This window comes from Dictyobacter vulcani (assembly GCF_008974265.1).
Classification (GTDB): Bacteria; Chloroflexota; Ktedonobacteria; order Ktedonobacterales; family Ktedonobacteraceae; genus Dictyobacter; species Dictyobacter vulcani.
The window spans coordinates 364,445-383,627 of record NZ_BKZW01000002.1; the positions used below are offsets into that span (position 1 = coordinate 364,445).

Sequence of the window (19,183 nt, forward strand, 5' to 3'; positions counted from 1 at the left end):
GGAGCTTGTTCGGGCACCATGAGGCCCCATTCAAGGCTCGCTCATAGACCACATGCCCATATGTAATGCTGCCGTGGTAGACACGGTTCGTTGGTATACATACCGGCCATCAGAGGGGGCATCGGCAGTGAGATTGATAGGAAACGCTCCTCATGTGGCAACGGTGTGCCGATACCATGGCTCGAGGTAGGTGACATCACCTTTAAGCAAGGATGGGGGAATAGTGATTCACAAATATGTGAACTGCTCGCTGGCTGTTTGTGCTATGTGCATGGTGAGCAGTTCACGTTTAATTACTATGAGCTAAACTTACTTTTTATACTAAAATGTTTGGCGTATGTGCGTTATTACCTGACGAATCTCCTGGTCTACATTCAACCAGGCTTTATGCCGGTCGGACCAGGATGAAACAGGTTTTCCCCTTGGCAACCACGCGATTGCTCCAAGTGGGTGTCCTGCTAAATTGATGTGGTGTAGAAGGATGGGGATAAGAACCGTTTCTCTCCGCGTTTTGCTTCTCTCAAATGCCTCATGGAATTCAGCGCCCGAGCAATAGCCAGAAGCAAGGAAGCTGGGGCTCACCAGCAACAAGATAAGATCAGCAGTCAATATGTGGGGATCGATGATCTGTGACCAATCTGTTCCCGGCTTCACCTGGCACTCTGCCCAACTAGCAATGACCTGGGTTTGTTGCATTATACTCAGGTAGTCTTCGAATTCTTGTTTGAGTGCCTCATCCTTCTGTGCATAGCTCAAATAAACCGTTACGGGCGGTTTTTGTTCTCTCATCATCCTTGATCATCCTTCATAACCTATAAGAGCACTATCAATAGAAATAATTACGATGGACTGTACCATACTGAGCTACATCCTTATGAGTAAAATCAGTAGGGGTTATGATGTATTTTGGTGGTGAGCTTGCTATACTTTAGCTATCGCTCTCAAAGTAGGTGCTGAACTTTTGGCAGAGGAAGTGGTAGTCGAGGGGCTCGGACTCGGGGATATTCCAGATGTTGCGGCAGTGCTGGAGGAGATGGCCTTTATGGCTGTGAACGGTGGCTTCGCTGATACAGAGTTCGCTGGCGACCTGGGGTGTGCGGAGTCCACGGGCAAAGGCTTTCAGAACATCGAGCTGGCGTGACGTGGCAAGCTCGATGACCTGCTGACAGCGTTTGCGTTCCTGTAGATTCAGGTGGTCTTGTTGCTCTTGCTCGGCGGTTTTGAACGACGTATTGCTGTTCGGGATATAGGCTCCGAGCGTGATAAAGGGTCCGCGGATCAGTTTGACGCCGGCTTCTGGTGGGACATGCATGTGGGCGCCATTGCGGACCTGGGCAACCGTCGCTTCGGGAGTATGGATATGCCAGATGTGATCATGTCGATCGAAGTTGAGGGCGGCCACCGATATTGCGAGCAGGGACATCAGGCGGCGACCACCGCTGACTGAGAGGTGGATATGATATCCCTGATGTTTGAGGCTGACGACCAGTTGATGGATCGTTTCCAGGGTGGCGTCGGCATGGATATCATCCACAATATCATCGATGGGAGCGCCGTCCATGCGCAGGACATGTGAGCGCAGGTGGATAGTGCGTCCCGCGGCCGTATAGTAGTCACCAGGAAACTCGGCACGCAGCTGGCTGAGTGAGCGTTGGTATTTCTCGGTATCGGCATTGGGATGCAGGACAATCACATCGCTGATCGGATATTCTTTGAGCAGGAGGTCCAGGGTGAAGGTGATGATCTGGGACTGACCGCCTAGCGTGGCCAGGAGGATATGAGGACGAACTGACACGAGCGCTTCCTACCTTCCGTGTTAGCTTGACGATAACAAAAGGAGTTGTTCGAACAATGAATTTCTTACCCGCTGTTCTCATCGGCGGTCCGCCGCAGGCTGGAAAATCGGTCCTTTTCTATAGTGTAACACATGCACTCCGTGAGCGTAATATTCCTCATCACGCGATTCGAGCTTGTCTGGATGGAGAAGGCAACTGGACCCAGGAAAGTCATCCCGATACGGTGAGTCAGATTCGTCTGAACGTGACGACGGCCTGGCCAGCCAGTTTTGTCGAGCGCATCTCCTATGATATTGAGCATCGCTGCCTGCCATTTCTGATAGACATGGGCGGCCGTCCGCAGGGCACACAGCTGGATCTCTTCCGTCTCTGCACACATTCCATCCTGCTGCTGCGTGAGGACGAGCCGGATGCGACGCGTATATGGCAGCGCTTGATCCATGAAAATGGGGTGGCCCCTCTGGCCCACATTACCTCAACCCTGACCGGTGAAAGTATCCTGACCAGGAGCTCTCCCACCATCGAAGGGACGCTCACAGGACTCCACCGCCACGATAGTGAGCGGGTACACGGACCTGTCTTTGAACTGCTAGTGGAGAGGATTGCTGCCTTATTCAATTCATATGATCTGTAAGAATTGGAGCGCATCAAATTCGAGCAAGCGCCCGGTGAGCTCCTTAATTTCTACACCTTTGTGCCCGCCAATGAACGCTGGCAGCCAGATATGCTCCCATGGGTACTGGAACAACTACCCAGGCACGTTCCCTTGAGCCTCTATGGCGTTGCTCCCACCTGGGCCTATGCCGCCGTAGCCGCCGCGACCGGAGACCAACCCCTAACCCAATTTGATCCCCGCCTCCCCTTTGGCTGGATCCAGCCCCTACCCGTTCAACTCAGCCAGGAACAGCATCCCGATGCTCCCTGTGCGCTCCTCATGTCACGGGTTGCCACCATCCTGCGCATAAAAATTCCCACTCACCTCGAATACTTCCAGCCCGCCCCATTTCCCCTACCTCCAGTCCCTAGAGACCGAGGACTGATCATCCACGGTAAAATGCCCTACTGGCTCCTCACCGCTCTCGCCCGCTTCTACCGCGACCAGCATCTCCCCTGGCTCGCCACCTACTATCCACCCATCAACAAAGCCATCGTCATCTACGCCCGACGCGATGTCCCTTATCGCCCCGGTGACATCATCGACATGCCCCGCACCTGACTGACGTTTGAATGGATGGCAATTGTGTACAAAGTCGAGCGGATAGAGATAATTTTTGCGTGGATGGCAATCGAGTTGCGGATGGAGGCTATCACGAGGGTGTTTTCAGGGGATTGTCGGTGTTAGATATGGGTTTTCTTGTTGTGGTGTACATAGATAGGAGCGAGATTATTAGTGCCTTGTTGCTCTGATAATCTCGCTCCTGCCTGGTTTGTTAGCTTACCGCTGTGTGCGGGCTCGTTCGCGGATATGTTGCAGGTTGAGTATTTCGGTGACTTCAAAGCTGGTGATGGGATCATAAATAGGTCGCATCCGCATGAGCGCGGGAAAGTGTCCTATGCGGCCATGGAGCATGGCCAGCAGAACAAAGGCTGCTGGCGCATAGCCAGGGGGATTGATTAGTAATGGTAATGTTTGCCATTCCTTTGAGCTCAATCCAACAGAGTTAATGATAGCCATAAGCTGTGGTTCCAATGGCTCATCCTGGTTGATCTGGACCGTGATCGTCTTTACTTCCTCGATGGTCTTACCTACAAGTGTTTGAATCTGGGATTTTTGTGGTTCAGTGAGCGGATGCGAAAAGTTCAGTACGTACATGCTTTTTTATTTCCTTGGAAAATCTGGATCGATGGCTTGCTTTTTGAGTATCTCACCGATATTGGGAAGATCTTCAGCTGTTACGACTACGATTTGGCGTAATTGAGCCTGCTCCCAAAAGTTAGCATAACCATCAAGTGTTTTGGAGGCATTTGTTACGAAGACCTTGGTTGTATATGTTCTCCCTAACATTTCTGCTTTACTATTCATTGCATCAAGATAGGATGCTTTTTTCTTCTTGAATGGATTTTCATCCGTTTTGCATTCAGTGAAGATGAGTTGTGCGTCATAGGTAAAGACAGTGTCTAGCTCATTCTTAGCCGTGCTCTGAAGAGTATAGCCCCATTGATTATCGTCGGCAAAACCCGCCTTTTCGACTTCACTCCAGGTATATACTTCTAGCCAGTCTCCTTTGCCCAGAAAACTTGCCATCGCAGCATTGGTAAACTGGCACTCTATCCTTCCATCAGTATATACGTGCGTGTGTATAGCTCCGTGGTGTTCCAGTTCGCGTAATAATGGCGACGTAGCAGGAAAAAGATCTGGAATCTCTACCTTTTCTTTCGCTTTTTTATCGCGCATGTATTTGCTGAACAAGGGTGTATCAGCCGAACATGCCATGATTTTAGCGATTTGACTGTGTGCTTGTACATAGGCACGGTATTTTTCATCATAATTTGTTTTATCACGTGTACGCTGGAATATCTCCATATAGTCATCGACGGACATATGGAAAAAGCTTTCCGATGAAACTCCGATACCTTTGATAAATGAGATGATTTTTTTGTGTCTGCTATCAATATAGACGCATGGGATTTCCAGTTGTTGTGCAATCTCGTAGGCGCCAAAGGCGAGAATTTTTGGACATGAGCTAATAGAAAACGTCCAATCCCACTCTGTTTGTGGATATTGCGTACAAATGTCCAGACAAGCTTGTTTGACTTTATCCAGATCATAGGATTCTACATGGACAGTTGGCAGTTGTATTTTATGCTGTGGTAGATTATTGGCAAACTTGACGAAAGTTGCTTCATCCCGATAGCCCTCTTCTGAGGTAAGGATGACCACTAATTCAGGATGAATACACTGTAGCGCGAGAATATCAGGCGTACATCTGCCACCAGTGAGTGCTAAAAGAGCTGTTTTCTTTGTCATTATTTACCTCATCCAATATAGGTAACAAGTTCAATGCCTTGGATTATGTTTTTTAATTCTTTGCCTTGCGCTGATAACAATAAATCATCCGAGTCGATCAGTCTCATACGGCCGTAGCCGCTGGAGGTTTTGGCTCCGATTCAAATGCTATGATAATGCCAGCAGTAGCAGGTAGTACGTGATAAGTCTGATCATCTTACTACAGAATCCATGTATATCTATTAAATTCAAGTTACGAGATCAGCAAATTACTACGGATAGATAGCCATGAAATGAATACGTGCGTAAGCAACACCTTTTTACCGTAGTAATCTTCCAATCACAAGTAGTATAAGCCCCTGCAAGGCCACACGCATCATAAACACCAATGAAAAAGCTCATCACTACATATGAGTAATGAAGGAAAAGCCAACTTCCGTGCTATACATCTGACGTTTTTTTGCTGAAAAACGGTATGAGCGAGGGTGTTTTAGGGTAGTTGTCTCTTGTTGGTTCCTGCTTTATTTCAGCATAGACAATCCAGATCATATGTTCTAATATGGGGATGGGTAATACTTTTGGCTGCTACTGCATTCGGGGATAGTACTGTATTGCTTCTTTCCTGGCGTTGATCGTTTATAGTGGGTGGAGAGGTCTGCGTTCTGGTGAGGAGGAGAGACCTCTTGCATTGTAGCACATAAAACAGAAGCACAGGGCGATGAAACTGGATAAACGAATTTTCTTGTTCTATATAGAGACAGGTTATTTCGCTTATTATACATCGCCCTTCATACAAGTGATATCTACGCAAAGAGTCATGTGCAAGCATGAATTGTCTGAGCGGATGTAATACTTACTATACACATAAAAATACAACAGGATAACAAAGGCAGCTAGCCTGTATATGGAATGGTAATAATAATCGTGAGGGAGGTCGCAGCGCTCACCGCCTCGCCTTTGATATGAGCCCTGAATGTCCCTTTGCGATAAAAATCCAGTGCTACCCTGGTCTGATGCGTAATCGTGAATGGGGCAAAACCATTAGTCGTATCGCTCACAATGGTCTGATCATGAGATGACTTATTCTGAATATACACTTCCCCCTTTGCCTTCAGAGGCACATTCAGGGTAGTCTGAGTAAATTGCACGGCATCACCATCTTCAATTGAGAGAATGGTCGTTAAATTATCACCTCGATTATTCAGGTCCACCGAGGGACTGGTCCCTCCAACTTTCGCTGCATATCCTGTGGAATTCACAGTAGGGGTTGCGGTCGGTTGGCTGACACCCACAGCCGCAGTAGGGGTTGCGGTTGGTTGGCTGACATCCACAGTGAGGGTTGCGGTCGGTTGGCTGACACTCACAGTAGGGGTTGCACCTGTCGTACTTGTACTCGCAGGTGTTGTAACAGTCGCTGAGGTTCCATCCGCTTGACTACAAGCCGCTAAAAACAGAGCACTCATCATAATTATTAGAGGAAACAATTTTTTCAGCATTGACATACATATAACCCTTCCGGCTAAAGCAAAGCTTGATACATTATCGACTACCCTGCAATTATCTAAACGCAGAAAGGGAGACATTATTGCTGACCAATATAGACCAGGAATCTTTATATGCAATCTTATTTCTCAGGATCTATTTATAATTTTTCCAACAAAAGATTATTTAAATAGCAAATAGATTATATGACTGGAGCCACCAGCCTGGCGAAATGACCGTTGTTGCTCGTCTGAGATTGAGACGCCACCGCCTTCACCCAGTGAACGACCAGGTAGAGATATCTCTTCACCCCATAGGTTTCGACGATGATAATCATGGTGGTGACCAGGATGGGAGTCCCGATCAAGATAATGATTGCTTGCGTTGTGTGTGACATGTGTGTTTCCTTTTTATTTCAATAAGTTGATAGGGGCAACGTAGGTTGCACGTTGCCCCTGATGTCGCTATGTTATAGTTCCGCTTGCAGGCCTTCTTCATGTTGTTTGAGCCAGGTGCTACATGTGGCGCGGCGTGCTTTGGCGTGCTGGGCCAGGTCACGTACCGATATGGGCTTATCGTTTTTCTGTTCTGTCCTTTCCTCCAGCAGCTCAGCGTAGGCTTGCGCGATCCGTTGTTCTGCCGACTCCGTTTCTGATTTGTGTTCTTCTGCGTTTGTAAGCAGGAGGAGCTTGGGTGGCTCGTCGATGTGGGGTATTTCAGGTTCTTTTTCTTCTTTGATATTTTGGATCACGCCTTGTAGGGCGAGGGCCAGTTCTTTGTAGTCTATTTGCGGAACGGCATCCTGTTTGTCCTGCTGTTTTTGTTCTTCTCTGTGCCAGTCGTCGCGGAGTTGGTTGAAGGAGAAGTTTTTGAGCCGGGAGGTCAGCAGAAATCCGATGACGGCCACTGCCCGCAGGGCGGTCATAACCCAGATGGGGATGGCGCCGGAGACACCTTTGTCTGAGACTGGCAGTCCGGCGGCATGGCCGAGGGCGTCGAAGTGGGTGATGAGTCCGGCGACCGTGGCGAGGAGGGCTGTGAGGGTGAAGAAGATAATGGCACGTATTTTGTCGCGTTCCCGCAGGGCCTGGAATGCGTTGATGAAGACGATGCCCAGGCTGGAGTCGATAGCGATGGCCTGTGCCCAGGCCCAGGATTCGGAGAGCGCGGTATTTCCGTGCATGACATTGCCGTCGGTGAGAAAGTTGGCGGTGCTGACGACGATGCCTGCTGCTAGCAGGAGTTAGCTGGTCTTGGTGACGAAGTTGAAAATAAATTTGATGGTTTCGTCGTACCAGTGTAAGTCGGCAAATATTTGTAGTCGTGTCCTCTTTTGTGTGCTCATCGAGTGTACCGTTTCTATGCTGGCGCCGCTTTAGATGCCTCTAAAATGGTGTTTTGAAATTTGGATGTCAAATTGGATATAAAACGGTATATTTGCACTTTTGAATTATCCTCTTAATAGGCTCCCCAGGCTCCTTTATTGGGTCCACGGTTTGGACCCTGTTTGATACCAGTCTTTACCAATTCCACTTTATCGTGAGGAGCGCAGAGGATGTCTTTTCTGAAGATGTGAGCTCAAAAGTGCATTTGTACCGAACCGTTATGAACCGGCGTAAACCGCCTCGTTTTTGGAAATTGGCTGTGTGATGGTGGCGTTTCTCAATGCGGCTGGGGTGGATATCTCATGCACTATTTGACCTATGTCTCGGCGTATTATGCGACGAGTGATCCAACAGGTACGTATGGAGCTTGTTTTCGCCGTGCATATTCATTATAAGAGCTGTACTCTGGAAGTTGCTCAGCCTTGCAAAAAGCTTTCCTTTCTACTATAATGAGTACGTACTCAGTCATTATTCGATTGGTGAGAGTGTATGGCAAGAACCAAAAGTCCAGAGAAACGCGACGCTATCCTTGCGGCAGCAGTTCAACTGATTGCCGAGCAAGGTTTGAGTGTCCCTACGTCCAAAATCGCCAAAGTAGCCGGAGTCTCAGAAGGATCACTATTTACTTACTTTGAGACCAAGGAGACACTGTTCAATGAATTGTATTTGGAATTGAAGGCCGAAGTGCGAGCAAATATGCTCGACGCGTATCCTGCCCATGCAAGCTTAGGGGTCCGTGCTCGTTGGGTTTGGGACATGTATGTTCGGTTCGGCATTGCTCATCCTGATAAATACAAAGTCATCACCCAATTGAGCGTTTCGGATTCCATCTGGGAACAGACCAAACGCTTGAGTCTGGAAGGATACGAAGCTCTTCATGCGATGATTCAAGAGACGTTTGCCTGTGGTGCTCTCAAAGATCAGCCCTATGAATTTGGTACGGCCTTACTCCTCTCCCTCATGAATATGACCATTGAGTTCATTGAACTCCATCCTTCAGAGGCAGACCGTTTTTGGGATGCTGGCTTTACCGCTTTCTGGAATGCGGTGACAGGATCCTAAAAATTTTCTTCTTAAATGAGTGCCTGAGCACTCATTTATAAAACAAATGAGTGTCACACGTTGTCTGCCTATGAGATTGTGCCAGGGTAAATGGGACGTGTGTGTGATCAATCACGGCTCTCCACGCTTCTGGTACAACCGCAAACACGCCTATTTCCTTCAGGAGATTTTTATGACCATACCCAATTCACTCATCACAACCAGATTTAACGCCACGAGCATTGCTGCGGACGTCGTGGCTGGTCTCGACCTCACCAGTGTTCGTGCCATCGTCACCGGAGCCTCGTCCGGCATCGGCCTTGAGACCGCTCGGGCACTCGCCAGCGCTGGCGCGGAAGTAACACTCGCGGTCCGCAATATCGCCGCTGGTGCGAAGGCTGCCGAGGACATTGCGAAGTCAACCAGGAATGAGCGTGTGCGCGTCATCGCTCTGGATCTTGCCAATCAAGCCTCAGTAGCCAACTTTGTCCAGAGCTGGAAGGGACCGCTGCATCTGCTGATCAATAATGCAGGGGCCATTCCGAGCACTCTGTCCCGGACTGTGGAAGGCTGGGAACTGCAGTTCGCCACCAATTACCTTGGCCACTTCACTCTGAGCCTTGGATTGCATGACGCCCTCGCCGTTGGTGCCCGCGAATGGGGCGAGGCACGCATCGTCTCGGTCAGTTCTACCGCACATATGAGATCACCAGTCGTGTTCGACGACATCCACTTTGAACGACGCGAGTACGACCCGCAGGCGGCCTACGCACAGTCCAAGACCGCCAACTCGTTATTTGCGGTTGAAGCCACGCGCCGCTGGGCCGCCGATGGCATCGTCACCAACACTGCCAACCCCGGCGGTATCGCCACCGGATTGCAAAGAGACTTCACACAGAAACAAAAAGATTACCTGGCCGCCGCCGAGGCCGCAGGAGTCTTCGTCTACAAGACTGTCGAGCAAGGTGCCGCTACTACCCTCGTCGCGGCAGTTGCCCCCGAATTCGCCCACACCGGCGGACACTATCTTACCGACGGCCAGGAGGCCCACACAGTGCCCAACGACGCCGACTTATTCAAAAACAGTGATGGTGTCAAGCAGTGGGCGATCGACCCGGACATCGCACAGAAACTGTGGACGGTCTCGCTCGAACTCATCGGCCAACCAGCCGCGTAAGGCGAATCGAATCCGCATTGCGGGGGGATGCGTGTCCCTATCTCCGATTTGCTTCTCGTCACCGTTTGCAACAGCCCGAAAAGGACGCTATTTTATGCCTACAAAATGAGCCTTTGCATTTTTCCGAAAAGCATCAAAGGGATGAGATGAAATTGCACCTCCATATTATGAGGGAGAAGTTTTTCTCAAAAATTGTCTCAATGCATTCTTCAAGCCAATCGTCGGCAAATTATCTGAGAGAAACGCGCCAATTTACGGATCTTACACACTCTCGGTGAAGGATGAGCTTATCTTCCCTGATTTCGCTTGCTTCTCAAGCATAGAGAAACGACTACGATCGTGTTATTGCAAGGCTTATCACCGAAAGTGTGTAAAACCCAATTTACCTGAGAAATGACACAGACGGGTTTCATGTACACAGCGTGGGGGCATTTTCAAGTATATGCCTCAGCTTCGTTCATTATTGTCCTCGCCATTGTTTGTGTATGGATCGCTCTTCCGCACCTACAGAGGTACGAGGCGAAAGAGCAAACGCCAGGTGAACAAGAGGCCGCATTGCTATCGAATGAAGAGAACTGAAAAAGGTTTTCTCTCTCACTGAGCCAACCATTCACGACGCTTTTCATCAAGAGCGGGGAGTGTCCTGGCGAAATCTACCTCGTCCTTAGGACGCAACCCCTTCGCTTTGTAGAGCAACTGAATTTCTGGAGCAAGATAGGGAATGCCATCCCTGGTTACCCCTCCCAGAGTAGAGAGAGAACCACGGATCTGTGCCGTGCGACGAGAAATCCATTGATCATGGTCGGTGTCTATGACCATTAATTGCAGAGCCCAGGGATCACTCTCGTGCGGACGACACCAAATATCATGGACCGAAGCAGGGAGAAGCATGTCTTGTTTCCATTCTTGCAAAGGCCACGAACCAGGTAACAGTTCCTCATGCGCTTCTTGAACATCCCATCCTTGAAACTGCGCACGAATCTCGTGCTGATCTCGACGCAGAAAGAGGACATCGATATCCTCATGCTCTCGCGTTTGAACTCCGAGAAAGAGATCGAGTGCCCATCCGCCAGCGATCCACCAGGGAACCGTGAGCGTGGAAAAGAATTTGGCAATTTTCTCTGGTTGCCACGGCTGCCATGACCCAAACTGATTTGCCACGTTTGTCGTACCATACCTTTCATGCAGCATTTCCGTATTGACCAGGTAATCCTACCCAATTTGGCGACCGCACGCAAGGTTTTTGTACTTTAGCCACCATATGCACAGACGCCGATGCGAGGAGAGTTGACGATGGGGAGCATGTTCATCTCCAGGTCTGGGTCTTCCTTTTCCTCGCATGATTGGCAATAATACAGGAGATCCTCATCACTGTAGTCAACGTTGATCAGGTAAGCTGGTTTGCCACAGTGCGCACAGGTCAATTCGGGGGCCCGATTCTGGGCCATGAGCGAGACAATCTCCTCTTCTTTACTGGGAAACGGCCCTTCGCGCTCGCTGATGACGCGCAGTGTGAGGCTGGTTGTTGAACCAAAATCATATTCATAGAAGAAGTTCTTGCCTGGCTTGAGGTTTCTTAGCGCCCGTTGCAGCGGCACATCCATACTCTCGTCCTGCTGGAGAAGTTGGAGCATATTCTTGATTAATTGCTTGGCGAAGTAACGTTCCATGTAGGCCTTTTGCTCCTCCTCATCAGAAGCACGTGGTGTCGGTCCCCACTTTATCTCTTTGCCTTTCTGTTGTAAGAAAAGGATCAGGTCATCGACGGACGAGAATTGCCTGCATTCTTTGATCAGCGCGGTTGGTAAAAGTTCTTGAAACTGAGGGACGATATTCTGAAAAAATCCATTTGCCTGTTGGAGCACCGTAGCGATGATCTGCTTCTCGCTGCCCTCCTCATCCACAATCTCCTCTGTCTGCGGCTGCGTGTCAATTTTTCCTGAAGGGGGAAGTGGAGTGACGTCTTCTAGATCGGCCTCGTAATGGACTCCATTAATGGTGAAGGCACTCAAATGACCACAACATTCAAGCCAGATGTCACGCAGGAAATCATCCAGGATATAGAGTGGTGACAGGGCTGGTATTTCTAGATGCAGCCAGTATTGTGGATTGTACTGACCTTCCACCAGGAGATGCAGGATCTGGACCTGTTTTCCCTGATATGCTGCTTGCTGGTCGGCGATCTGTGCCTGTCGCGATGTGCAATACTTCAAATGCTGGGTCATTTTCGCTTTATCCAGTTCCGCCTGGCAGAAATTACAGATCCCGGTTGAAACGATCTTTTTCTTCTTCTTTGTCGTTGTTGTCATGCTCTTCCCAACTTCTTATGTTTATGTGCTTGCCTGCTTGCCTGCGAGCTATCCATGTACTATGTGGCGCTCACGTAGCCTGTCTGCGCGAGCACAACTTTCCATTGCCAGAGTACAGACATGATTGAATTCTTTATGGTGTCCTGTATTGCTGATTTACATCCAATCAGGATGCATCATCCTATTTTAACATAGTTCCTCAATCTATCGGTATCTCATCCAGGAGGCGCGTCTTTTCTGCTTCCGTTCTATGAAACTGACCCATATATGGACATGAGATTGACCCACTTTTTCGGACAGGACAAATGGGTGTATGAGCGGGGAGCATGTCTTGTAGAAGAGAATCAGGTGCAATAGAAGGGACGTACCTGGTGGATGAGGAATCCTTCGCTTTGGGTACAATAGTACCTTCTCTCTATATATGATCAGAAAATGAAAGGAACAGCCCGGAAAGGCGATTGCATATATAGAGAGACATAAATGAATGAAAAAACTATGTGTACGTATTGGAATAAAACAGTTGATCTTTGGGTAATTACTCTGCTAATCAGCAGGGTGTTCTTTCTCGGCTAGTTCTTTTGAAATTGGTCTGGAAAGCCAAAACAGGGAAAACTCCCTCGCCAGAATAATTGCAAAAACGCTAGCAGTCTCATTTCAATATTTGCAACTATGATACACATTTTATGATGCTTTGATACACATTTCCTGTAGGCTTCTTCGTATGCCATCAGGAGAAAAGAGAATGTGTCCTTTTCTCTTAACTTGAGCTGGAAAAAGAAAGGAGCGGGTCAGTCTGGCTAGCTTTAGAGCGTATACTACTATATATACATCATGCTGACCATACGACCTGTCAAATTATGCACAAACGAGTAAAAAGTTCATTATATAAGGTAACTTTGCTTCCATCTTCTCCCCTTACCACCTCTCAGCTTCCCTTTCCCGAACCCCTGGGAAAGCAAGCCAGAAAAGGCAAAGGGAGAAGGTGGAAGCAGGCTGTGCTTGTTATTTTCGCTGCGATCGATGTTTTCATGACCTTCTCTTGCTCTCTTCTTTACCTGTACTACCTTCAGCAGTTACCGAAGGTGGACCAGTATATGCATCAAGCGTTACCGAAAGATACGCGCGTCTATGATCGCAACACTGTGTTGCTCTACGATCAGCAAAACGCGGAAGGCAGACGGATTTCAGTGCAATCTACCAATATTCCCCGAGTGATGCAAGATGCAATGACCGCGATTGAAGATAGAACATTCTGGACGAATTCAGGGATTAATACAGAGAGTATTCTGCGGGCTGCTGGAAAGCAGCAAGGCGGTGCTAGCACCATTACCCAGCAGGTGATTAAGAACCTTTCTCATAATAGCCAGCATACCTTCCAGCGCAAATTGCAGGAAGCGGTTCTCGCTGTCGGACTTACACATAAATATACCAAGACTCAGATCTGGATCTTCATTTATCTCTTTAAACTCATTAATGATTTCAAAATGATCTGCCAATTCCTTATAAATTTCTTCTAAGAGTTCCTTTACTGCTTGATTAAAGTGGTCACACTCATCCTGACGCCAGGGACCTGGATCGGGAGGATAATTCCAGTTCAATGACGCTGTCTGCCAATCCACGATGTCATCAGCGCACTTAATGGTTGCTTTTGATAGCGGCAAATCTTCTGGCTGAATATAGCTCCCGAAGCGTTTGCGTGCATCGTCATTCACAGGCCAAAAGCACGTTGCGCTTCCCGCGTCAAAAAAAAAGCGGATGACATACTGTGGTTTCGTGTTCATCATTTTCTTTCCCTCATGTTCTATTATCTCTTTGAATTCGAAAATTACCTTGTTGTGTCTGACAGAATCTGTGGTTTTGGTGGGCTGATCGGGAGCGCAGAATCGCTGCGACCCCCCACACGCTCTATTCGTTAGCCTCCTGTTGCTGAGAGTCCCTTCAGACAAAGGCGGTTACTGATCTGTCACCAGGGGCAGAATAGCAAGTAAAAACAGCATTAAAGCATAAATAATTTCAGATGTTTGCGTAGATATAGAAGATAAATTAGCCGATAAAAGGAGAAATAAGCGCTTCTCGAGTAACAGATCAGGAAATGAATGAGCACAAAGCGTGTAGGTCTTTCGAAATCAAGCCGAAGCTCGGACATGGTTAAGGATTTCGTCCACGACGCTGACAAGCGGCTGTGTGGCATCGAGTACGATGCCACTGCTGGGTACGTCTTCTTTTGTGGCGTGTAAACGGAGGATGAGTTCCCGCTCGCTCTTGCGCTTGCCCCAGTCATTATCAGGACGGCTGTCGAGCCGTTCATTATTTACACGTTTGAGAAACAGTATACCTGATGGGGAGCGGTTTTTTCAGAGCGATTTATAAACTGAACAAACGCCAGGAGGATAGACTCGCCATCAAGGCCCCTCAATGTGCCATAATGCAGGTATGAAAGAACCTGCAATGTTGTATCTCTTGGTAGGGCTTCCAGGGGCTGGCAAGACAACAAAAGCCAGGCAATTAGAAGTGGAAGCCTCCGCCTTACGGTTGACTCCTGATGAGTGGATGAAGACATTATTTGGAAGAAACGATCCGGAAACAAGAGATGTCCTGGAAGGTCGTTTGATCTGGATAGCTCTGCGTGCTCTTCAGCTTCATACCAACGTCATCCTGGATTTCGGATTTTGGAGCAAAGATGAACGGTCGTCTCTGAGATGGATCGCCAGGCAGATAGGAGCGAAAAGCCAGGTGATTTATTTGCCGATTGACCCCGAAACGCAATGGAAGCGTGTCCAAAGCCGCTATGGAGAGAGGCCGGACCAGACATGGCAGATGAGCGAAGAGGAACTGATGAAATGGCGTGCGTTCTTTAACGAAAACGAACCGGATGAAGCTGAGCTGAATGGTACCATTCTGGAAGACGCCCCTCCTGGATATGAGTCCTGGTCTTCCTGGGCGGCCTCACGCTGGCCGTCGTTCCCCAATGAATATGCATGAGCATTTGAAATGCAGGGGAAAGAGTTTGCATAGAGGTGAGAGAAAGGGCCTAAAGGGTTAAATTGCCCTCCAGACTCTCTATCCTTATTGCCTGTCAATCGCCTTCTGGTCTCGTTTGGAAGCCCTACCTCTCTCCACTTCCTACCCGGTTGAGCTCATATACCTCTCGACTCAAAGATGGACAGTCACGCTTCTTGAGGAGTACAATACGTGGAACAGTCTGCCCACTCGCTTTTGAGCGAGCCCGCAGAAGCTTTCCCTTGGCGCATTGTCAGAGCGAGTGGTTCCGGTATGTTGTCTCTCCTGAACGCAACAGAAGAAAATGGACTCATGAAGGGAAGGCATGTTGCTATGGATGGTGACGTAACAACATCCATTCACCAGGAATAGTAGTAGAAAGCGAAACTGAATGCCAGATGGACGCCTCCGTCAAGATATCCGCTCGGGAATCGAAGTATCAATCGTCCTCAAGCAAGACCAGCGAACAGGAAAATTGACCCGAGGGGTCGTCAAGGATATTTTGACCAACTCCGTTTCTCACCCACATGGGATCAAGGTACGGCTTGTCGATGGACAGGTCGGGCGCGTACAGAAAATCGAAGAGTAACATGCCACACAAGGATGAACTTGCTCCATTTCCAACAGTGGATAGTACCCAGGTATCGTGAGCGCAAAACCTGGGTACTATCCACTGTTGGAGTTTGCGTTTGAACTGAGTGCAAACGAAAGCTGATCATGACACGTGATATGCTATTCAAGACGAGGTGATGCCTGCATCACCTCGTTTGCCTCTCTGGGCTTTGCTTGTTCATATCCCGACCGATGAAAAAGATCCAGAAGAGATCGTCATGGATATGCTCGCTCAGATTAATTCAGGCTGATTACTCTACTGCCAGGCTAAACCTTTCCATAGAAAAAGAACACCATAGAGAGCAGTAAAATACCTATTTGAACGATGAGTATAAGCCGCAGCCTTGTGATGAAGGGGCGTTTGATCGTCTTATGCCTGAAGTATTTCCGTGCAGCATAGGCGGCAGGGGTACCGCCAGCAAATGCGAGGAACAATAAGACGGTCTCTGGAACTCTTCGTCCTCCCATTCTGGCTGAACGCTTATCCAGGCCATAGACGACAAAAGTGAGGATGTTCAGTACGAGAAAATAACCAATAATAAATGCCACGTTTGCCCTCGTCTCTCTTAGCGACATACAAGCAAAATTAGCTTTGCTTGTATGTCAGTATCATACAATGTGTTGTGAGTTTGAATAGATTGGGAAATCCTGCCTCTCGCGGATAAGTGAATATTTTCTACAAGATTGACTCTCTGCCAGGTCCTGGTTCCTTACAGGACTCAATCAGCACACCCTTATTCTATATTATGGAAAGCGTTTTCACAAAGCGCTTGCGAAAAGTGAAGAGATGCAAGCAGAGCAGACGCTTGAGCAAGCACACCAGGCGTTTGCTGTACAGTCTGCCCGAACTGATCCAGTTTCTCTCTATGCGGATTGTGGTAGTGCTCCCCTTACACTGTGGGACGGGCTAACCTACTATCACCTCAGCCGACATGGGAAGAGAGTGTCCTAAGCACAAGATTGAGTAATGAACAAGGAGACAACCGAGAAAGCATAAGCCGGATCGAAGCAATCTGTATGAAGGCTTCCGAACTGGAGGCGAGTGCTGCTGTAAATTTCTCGGATAAGAGGGATGCCAAGGGAAGGTATAGGTGTTATTCTGCTATCGATAGCAATAATAGGAAGTATCTTACACTTGTATTCGACCAGGAAAAACTTACGTAAACTACAGCAACGGTATAATGAATATAAAGAACGCTATCCAAAATGATATTTAGTACGAAGTTCTTCCTTCCTTTAGTTCAACAAGGTCTACCGCTCTCTCTTTTACTTTCTGAGTTCCAGGGTGATGTGAGTTGTGGTGACCTTGCATGAGTCATCCTGATAAGGAAGCGTTTCCCTGGTTGCTTCAAGACTTTTGAGAAACCCTGGCCTGAACATATACCGGGCTTGCCTTTTGATGAAAATCCATGTATTCTTGTTGAAGATCCAGGGGAAGCACGCTCAGAACGTGTTCTTATCAGAAGGATGGTTATGACCAGCGTCGTCAAATTCATGCGGAAATACGGCTTCCGAACGCGCTGTTGTGGGCATTGCATACCGCAATTCACTCGCCCACAGCCATGCCATGCCTTTTTTCAGGAGCAAATGCCAACCGAATTGTAGTCCAACACGTGAAAAAAGAGGATTGTGGGCGATTATTTCGTATTGCTCACGGCTTTTGTGTTTCTCTGGCCCAGAAATGAACCGTGAGGTGCGCGCTGATAGTCCGACCGGCGGTTCTCTGGAGTATGTACCATGTTCCTGGTTCACTTGATGCGTCCCTCACATCGATTGAGAAAGGAACTCAGTATGTCTCCAACCACGGAACGTACCCTGGAAGAAAAACTTGCAGCCATCGCTGACCACTTCGCCCTTGGTCAGGTCCTGACCTTTGAGCGTGCACCTGGCACGAATCAGAACTATCTGGTGACAACGAATGTCGGCGACTATCTCTTCAAGATTATCATCAATACGACGCTAGAGGATGTACTCAACGGTCTGCCTTTCCTACAGCGACTGGAGGAGCAGGAGTTCACCGTTACAGCCTATTATCTCAAGGCTCCCAACGGGCAGGTTTTCTACCAGAGTCCAGACTGTGAGGCGGTGGTTCTGCATCGACTTCCTGGCAATATGCCTGAACCTTCGCCTGTGGTTAGTCGCGAGATTGGTATTCACCTGGCCAAACTGCATCTCATTTCCTGCGCTCATTTACCCGAGAAACGGCACTGGCTCGATGAGCAGTATCTTCCCAATGCACTTCAGAAGGCCATCGAGATGTATGGGCCAGAACGACTGAGCGAGACACGCAACGTCTTTAATTCCCTGAGCTCTTTTCAACCCGCGACTTTTCCCCAGGCGATCATACATGGGGATCTGGATACAAGCAACTGTCTCTTTGAAGGAGGGCGGCTCGTGGCCTTTGTTGATTGGCAGGAAATAGGCGTTAGTGCGGCGCTGATGGACTTTGTGCAGACAGTCATTGGCTTCTGTTTTGTGGAACCTCCAACGGGCTCAGACTGCTGGGCGGTCTTTGATCCTGATCTCTATCGTGCTCTCTATACCGGTTACACGAGCATTCGTCCTTTTACTGGCTACGAACTGGAGCATCTCAATAATGCTCTCAAGTATGTGGCCTTGATCCAGCCTGTCTGGACAATGTTAGTCTGGGAACGCTATCATTCGGGTCAGGAAATGGTCGAGACGAGGCTGCTGTACTGGATGTATGGTATCGATACGCTTACCTTGCCTACACTCTAGCTGATTCCGCATTATCGATAACGTTTGATCCGATTCAAGGGACACTGTATCAGAGAGTACTTTCTGATACAGTGTCCCGACGACCGTACCGTCAGCGACAAGCCATGAAGCGCTGTATATGGAAGGCTAACCTGTGGGGTTACAGGTGGTGTTGATATAAGGAACGCCGGGTATCTCTTTAATGTAGAAACTGATTGTGACACCGATGGCTGACGAAAAAATTGGTTGACAATAGGAGCATACAGGACAGAGGCAAGGAATACCACTGTGACAAAAATGCTGATAGATAGGCATGTGTATGAGATTGATTTTATGCGCTTTTGATGATCAGTTTGATCAGTGGACATCGTTCCTCTCACTTTCTCGCGTATCTATCATGATTGTAGAGTTAAGCGAGTAAGTATGTTAATCTCTTTTCAATCCCTCACAGGGCTTTTTGAAAGTCAGAACATCTGAAGCCTTTCCAGCTTATGCTTATGCATAGACAGAGTGACTTGTAACTATGTGGAAAGGACCCTGTAATGTGATCAAACTACTCATACTGCTATTTCTGTTTTGCTATGGTATACCATTTTGCTTGAAGCGAGCAAAGATGATATGTTTTAGAACAGATAACCGAAGGAGCCAGTGTAGGTAGGCATTTCATCTTTGTGGTGATATACTACGCGTACGGGTTTTGATCAGTAGCTCTCCAT

Annotated in this window: 19 protein-coding genes and 1 pseudogene; 9 read left to right on the forward strand and 11 right to left on the reverse strand. The window is 48.3% G+C overall.

The genetic code is table 11. The features are described 5' to 3' along the window. Positions 1 to 321: 321 nt before the first annotated feature. Both KDW_RS19520 and KDW_RS19525 read right to left on the reverse strand, forming a co-directional pair. Complete coding sequence (locus KDW_RS19520) at positions 322 to 792, reverse strand: toll/interleukin-1 receptor domain-containing protein (RefSeq protein WP_151757649.1); 471 nt, start codon at positions 790 to 792, stop codon at positions 322 to 324. Positions 793 to 928: 136 nt separating this feature from the next. Continuing rightward, the gene (locus KDW_RS19525; RefSeq protein WP_151757650.1) at positions 929 to 1,795 is read right to left on the reverse strand and encodes a CRISPR-associated ring nuclease; all 867 of its coding nucleotides are present in this window, start codon (positions 1,793 to 1,795) and stop codon (positions 929 to 931) included. Positions 1,796 to 1,851: 56 nt separating this feature from the next. Between KDW_RS19525 and KDW_RS19530 the strand changes: the two genes are divergently transcribed. Continuing rightward, positions 1,852 to 2,430: a hypothetical protein gene (locus KDW_RS19530; protein WP_151757651.1), complete on the forward strand. Its 579-nt coding sequence runs from the start codon at positions 1,852 to 1,854 to the stop codon at positions 2,428 to 2,430. Positions 2,431 to 2,433: 3 nt separating this feature from the next. Then, complete coding sequence (locus KDW_RS19535; RefSeq protein ID WP_151757652.1) at positions 2,434 to 3,012, forward strand: CRISPR-associated protein Csx3; 579 nt, start codon at positions 2,434 to 2,436, stop codon at positions 3,010 to 3,012. 219 nt (positions 3,013 to 3,231) lie between these two features. On the opposite strand, the gene csx15 is transcribed toward KDW_RS19535, so the two are convergent. The 5 genes from csx15 to KDW_RS19560 all read right to left on the reverse strand — a co-directional run bounded on the left by csx15 (position 3,232) and on the right by KDW_RS19560 (position 7,408). After that, entirely contained in the window at positions 3,232 to 3,609 is a 378-nt protein-coding gene (gene csx15 / locus KDW_RS19540) for a CRISPR-associated protein Csx15 (protein ID WP_151757653.1), read from the reverse strand. 6 nt (positions 3,610 to 3,615) lie between these two features. Next, positions 3,616 to 4,764 carry a Card1-like endonuclease domain-containing protein gene (locus KDW_RS19545; RefSeq protein WP_151757654.1) on the reverse strand — a complete coding sequence of 383 codons (1,149 nt, stop codon included), beginning with the start codon at positions 4,762 to 4,764 and terminating at the stop codon, positions 3,616 to 3,618. 872 nt (positions 4,765 to 5,636) lie between these two features. Continuing rightward, positions 5,637 to 6,245, reverse strand: coding sequence for a hypothetical protein (locus KDW_RS19550; protein WP_162005412.1), 609 nt, complete (start codon positions 6,243 to 6,245; stop codon positions 5,637 to 5,639). A 182-nt stretch (positions 6,246 to 6,427) separates the two neighbouring features. Further along, the gene (locus KDW_RS19555; RefSeq protein ID WP_151757656.1) at positions 6,428 to 6,622 is read right to left on the reverse strand and encodes a hypothetical protein; all 195 of its coding nucleotides are present in this window, start codon (positions 6,620 to 6,622) and stop codon (positions 6,428 to 6,430) included. A 72-nt stretch (positions 6,623 to 6,694) separates the two neighbouring features. After that, entirely contained in the window at positions 6,695 to 7,408 is a 714-nt protein-coding gene (locus KDW_RS19560; RefSeq protein ID WP_151757657.1) for a hypothetical protein, read from the reverse strand. A gap of 691 nt (positions 7,409 to 8,099) precedes the next feature. Here KDW_RS19560 and KDW_RS19565 point away from each other — a divergent pair. Together KDW_RS19565 and KDW_RS19570 are read left to right on the forward strand one after the other, a co-directional pair. Further along, a complete protein-coding gene (locus KDW_RS19565; protein ID WP_151757658.1) occupies positions 8,100 to 8,672 on the forward strand; it encodes a TetR/AcrR family transcriptional regulator in 573 nt (190 codons plus the stop codon). Between the two features lie 172 nt (positions 8,673 to 8,844). After that, complete coding sequence (locus KDW_RS19570; protein WP_151758482.1) at positions 8,845 to 9,828, forward strand: SDR family NAD(P)-dependent oxidoreductase; 984 nt, start codon at positions 8,845 to 8,847, stop codon at positions 9,826 to 9,828. Between the two features lie 594 nt (positions 9,829 to 10,422). On the opposite strand, the gene KDW_RS19575 is transcribed toward KDW_RS19570, so the two are convergent. Together KDW_RS19575 and KDW_RS19580 are read right to left on the reverse strand one after the other, a co-directional pair. Then, complete coding sequence (locus KDW_RS19575; RefSeq protein ID WP_233097818.1) at positions 10,423 to 10,989, reverse strand: nucleotidyltransferase domain-containing protein; 567 nt, start codon at positions 10,987 to 10,989, stop codon at positions 10,423 to 10,425. Positions 10,990 to 11,078: 89 nt separating this feature from the next. Further along, on the reverse strand, positions 11,079 to 12,137 hold the full coding sequence (locus KDW_RS19580) for a hypothetical protein (RefSeq protein WP_151757660.1): 1,059 nt from the start codon (positions 12,135 to 12,137) through the stop codon (positions 11,079 to 11,081). A gap of 1,226 nt (positions 12,138 to 13,363) precedes the next feature. Here KDW_RS19580 and KDW_RS36020 point away from each other — a divergent pair. Continuing rightward, entirely contained in the window at positions 13,364 to 13,654 is a 291-nt protein-coding gene (locus tag KDW_RS36020; RefSeq protein ID WP_371876261.1) for a transglycosylase domain-containing protein, read from the forward strand. Here the strand turns inward: KDW_RS36020 and KDW_RS36525 are convergent. Continuing rightward, a pseudogene (locus KDW_RS36525) lies at positions 13,622 to 13,921 on the reverse strand (immunity protein CdiI family protein); the annotation flags it as partial. The gene KDW_RS36020 and the pseudogene KDW_RS36525 overlap by 33 nt on opposite strands. A gap of 664 nt (positions 13,922 to 14,585) precedes the next feature. On the opposite strand from KDW_RS36525, the gene KDW_RS19600 reads away from it, so the two are divergent. Both KDW_RS19600 and KDW_RS19605 read left to right on the forward strand, forming a co-directional pair. Further along, on the forward strand, positions 14,586 to 15,119 hold the full coding sequence (locus tag KDW_RS19600; protein WP_233097820.1) for a P-loop nucleotide/nucleoside kinase family protein: 534 nt from the start codon (positions 14,586 to 14,588) through the stop codon (positions 15,117 to 15,119). Positions 15,120 to 15,528: 409 nt separating this feature from the next. After that, positions 15,529 to 15,726, forward strand: coding sequence for a YwbE family protein (locus KDW_RS19605; protein WP_151757663.1), 198 nt, complete (start codon positions 15,529 to 15,531; stop codon positions 15,724 to 15,726). A gap of 290 nt (positions 15,727 to 16,016) precedes the next feature. On the opposite strand, the gene KDW_RS19610 is transcribed toward KDW_RS19605, so the two are convergent. Continuing rightward, on the reverse strand, positions 16,017 to 16,298 hold the full coding sequence (locus KDW_RS19610) for a DUF1294 domain-containing protein (RefSeq protein ID WP_198925371.1): 282 nt from the start codon (positions 16,296 to 16,298) through the stop codon (positions 16,017 to 16,019). A gap of 238 nt (positions 16,299 to 16,536) precedes the next feature. On the opposite strand from KDW_RS19610, the gene KDW_RS31875 reads away from it, so the two are divergent. Both KDW_RS31875 and KDW_RS19615 read left to right on the forward strand, forming a co-directional pair. Then, entirely contained in the window at positions 16,537 to 16,701 is a 165-nt protein-coding gene (locus KDW_RS31875) for a hypothetical protein (RefSeq protein WP_162005414.1), read from the forward strand. A gap of 839 nt (positions 16,702 to 17,540) precedes the next feature. Next, positions 17,541 to 18,488, forward strand: coding sequence for a phosphotransferase (locus KDW_RS19615; protein ID WP_162005415.1), 948 nt, complete (start codon positions 17,541 to 17,543; stop codon positions 18,486 to 18,488). Positions 18,489 to 19,183: the final 695 nt, after the last annotated feature.

Excerpts from the sequence above, each read along its gene's own strand:
- KDW_RS19520 (WP_151757649.1), bottom strand. The coding sequence starts at position 792 with ATGATGAGAGAACAAAAACCGCCCGTAACGGTTTATTTGAGCTATGCA.
- KDW_RS19530 (WP_151757651.1), top strand. The coding sequence starts at position 1,852 with ATGAATTTCTTACCCGCTGTTCTCATCGGCGGTCCGCCGCAGGCTGGA.
- csx15 (WP_151757653.1), bottom strand. The coding sequence starts at position 3,609 with ATGTACGTACTGAACTTTTCGCATCCGCTCACTGAACCACAAAAATCC.
- KDW_RS19545 (WP_151757654.1), bottom strand. The coding sequence starts at position 4,764 with ATGACAAAGAAAACAGCTCTTTTAGCACTCACTGGTGGCAGATGTACG.
- KDW_RS19550 (WP_162005412.1), bottom strand. The coding sequence starts at position 6,245 with ATGTCAATGCTGAAAAAATTGTTTCCTCTAATAATTATGATGAGTGCT.
- KDW_RS19555 (WP_151757656.1), bottom strand. The coding sequence starts at position 6,622 with ATGTCACACACAACGCAAGCAATCATTATCTTGATCGGGACTCCCATC.
- KDW_RS19560 (WP_151757657.1), bottom strand. The coding sequence starts at position 7,408 with ATGCACGGAAATACCGCGCTCTCCGAATCCTGGGCCTGGGCACAGGCC.
- KDW_RS19565 (WP_151757658.1), top strand. The coding sequence starts at position 8,100 with ATGGCAAGAACCAAAAGTCCAGAGAAACGCGACGCTATCCTTGCGGCA.
- KDW_RS19570 (WP_151758482.1), top strand. The coding sequence starts at position 8,845 with ATGACCATACCCAATTCACTCATCACAACCAGATTTAACGCCACGAGC.
- KDW_RS19580 (WP_151757660.1), bottom strand. The coding sequence starts at position 12,137 with ATGACAACAACGACAAAGAAGAAGAAAAAGATCGTTTCAACCGGGATC.
- KDW_RS36020 (WP_371876261.1), top strand. The coding sequence starts at position 13,364 with ATGACCGCGATTGAAGATAGAACATTCTGGACGAATTCAGGGATTAAT.
- KDW_RS19600 (WP_233097820.1), top strand. The coding sequence starts at position 14,586 with ATGTTGTATCTCTTGGTAGGGCTTCCAGGGGCTGGCAAGACAACAAAA.
- KDW_RS19605 (WP_151757663.1), top strand. The coding sequence starts at position 15,529 with ATGCCAGATGGACGCCTCCGTCAAGATATCCGCTCGGGAATCGAAGTA.
- KDW_RS31875 (WP_162005414.1), top strand. The coding sequence starts at position 16,537 with ATGCAAGCAGAGCAGACGCTTGAGCAAGCACACCAGGCGTTTGCTGTA.
- KDW_RS19615 (WP_162005415.1), top strand. The coding sequence starts at position 17,541 with ATGTCTCCAACCACGGAACGTACCCTGGAAGAAAAACTTGCAGCCATC.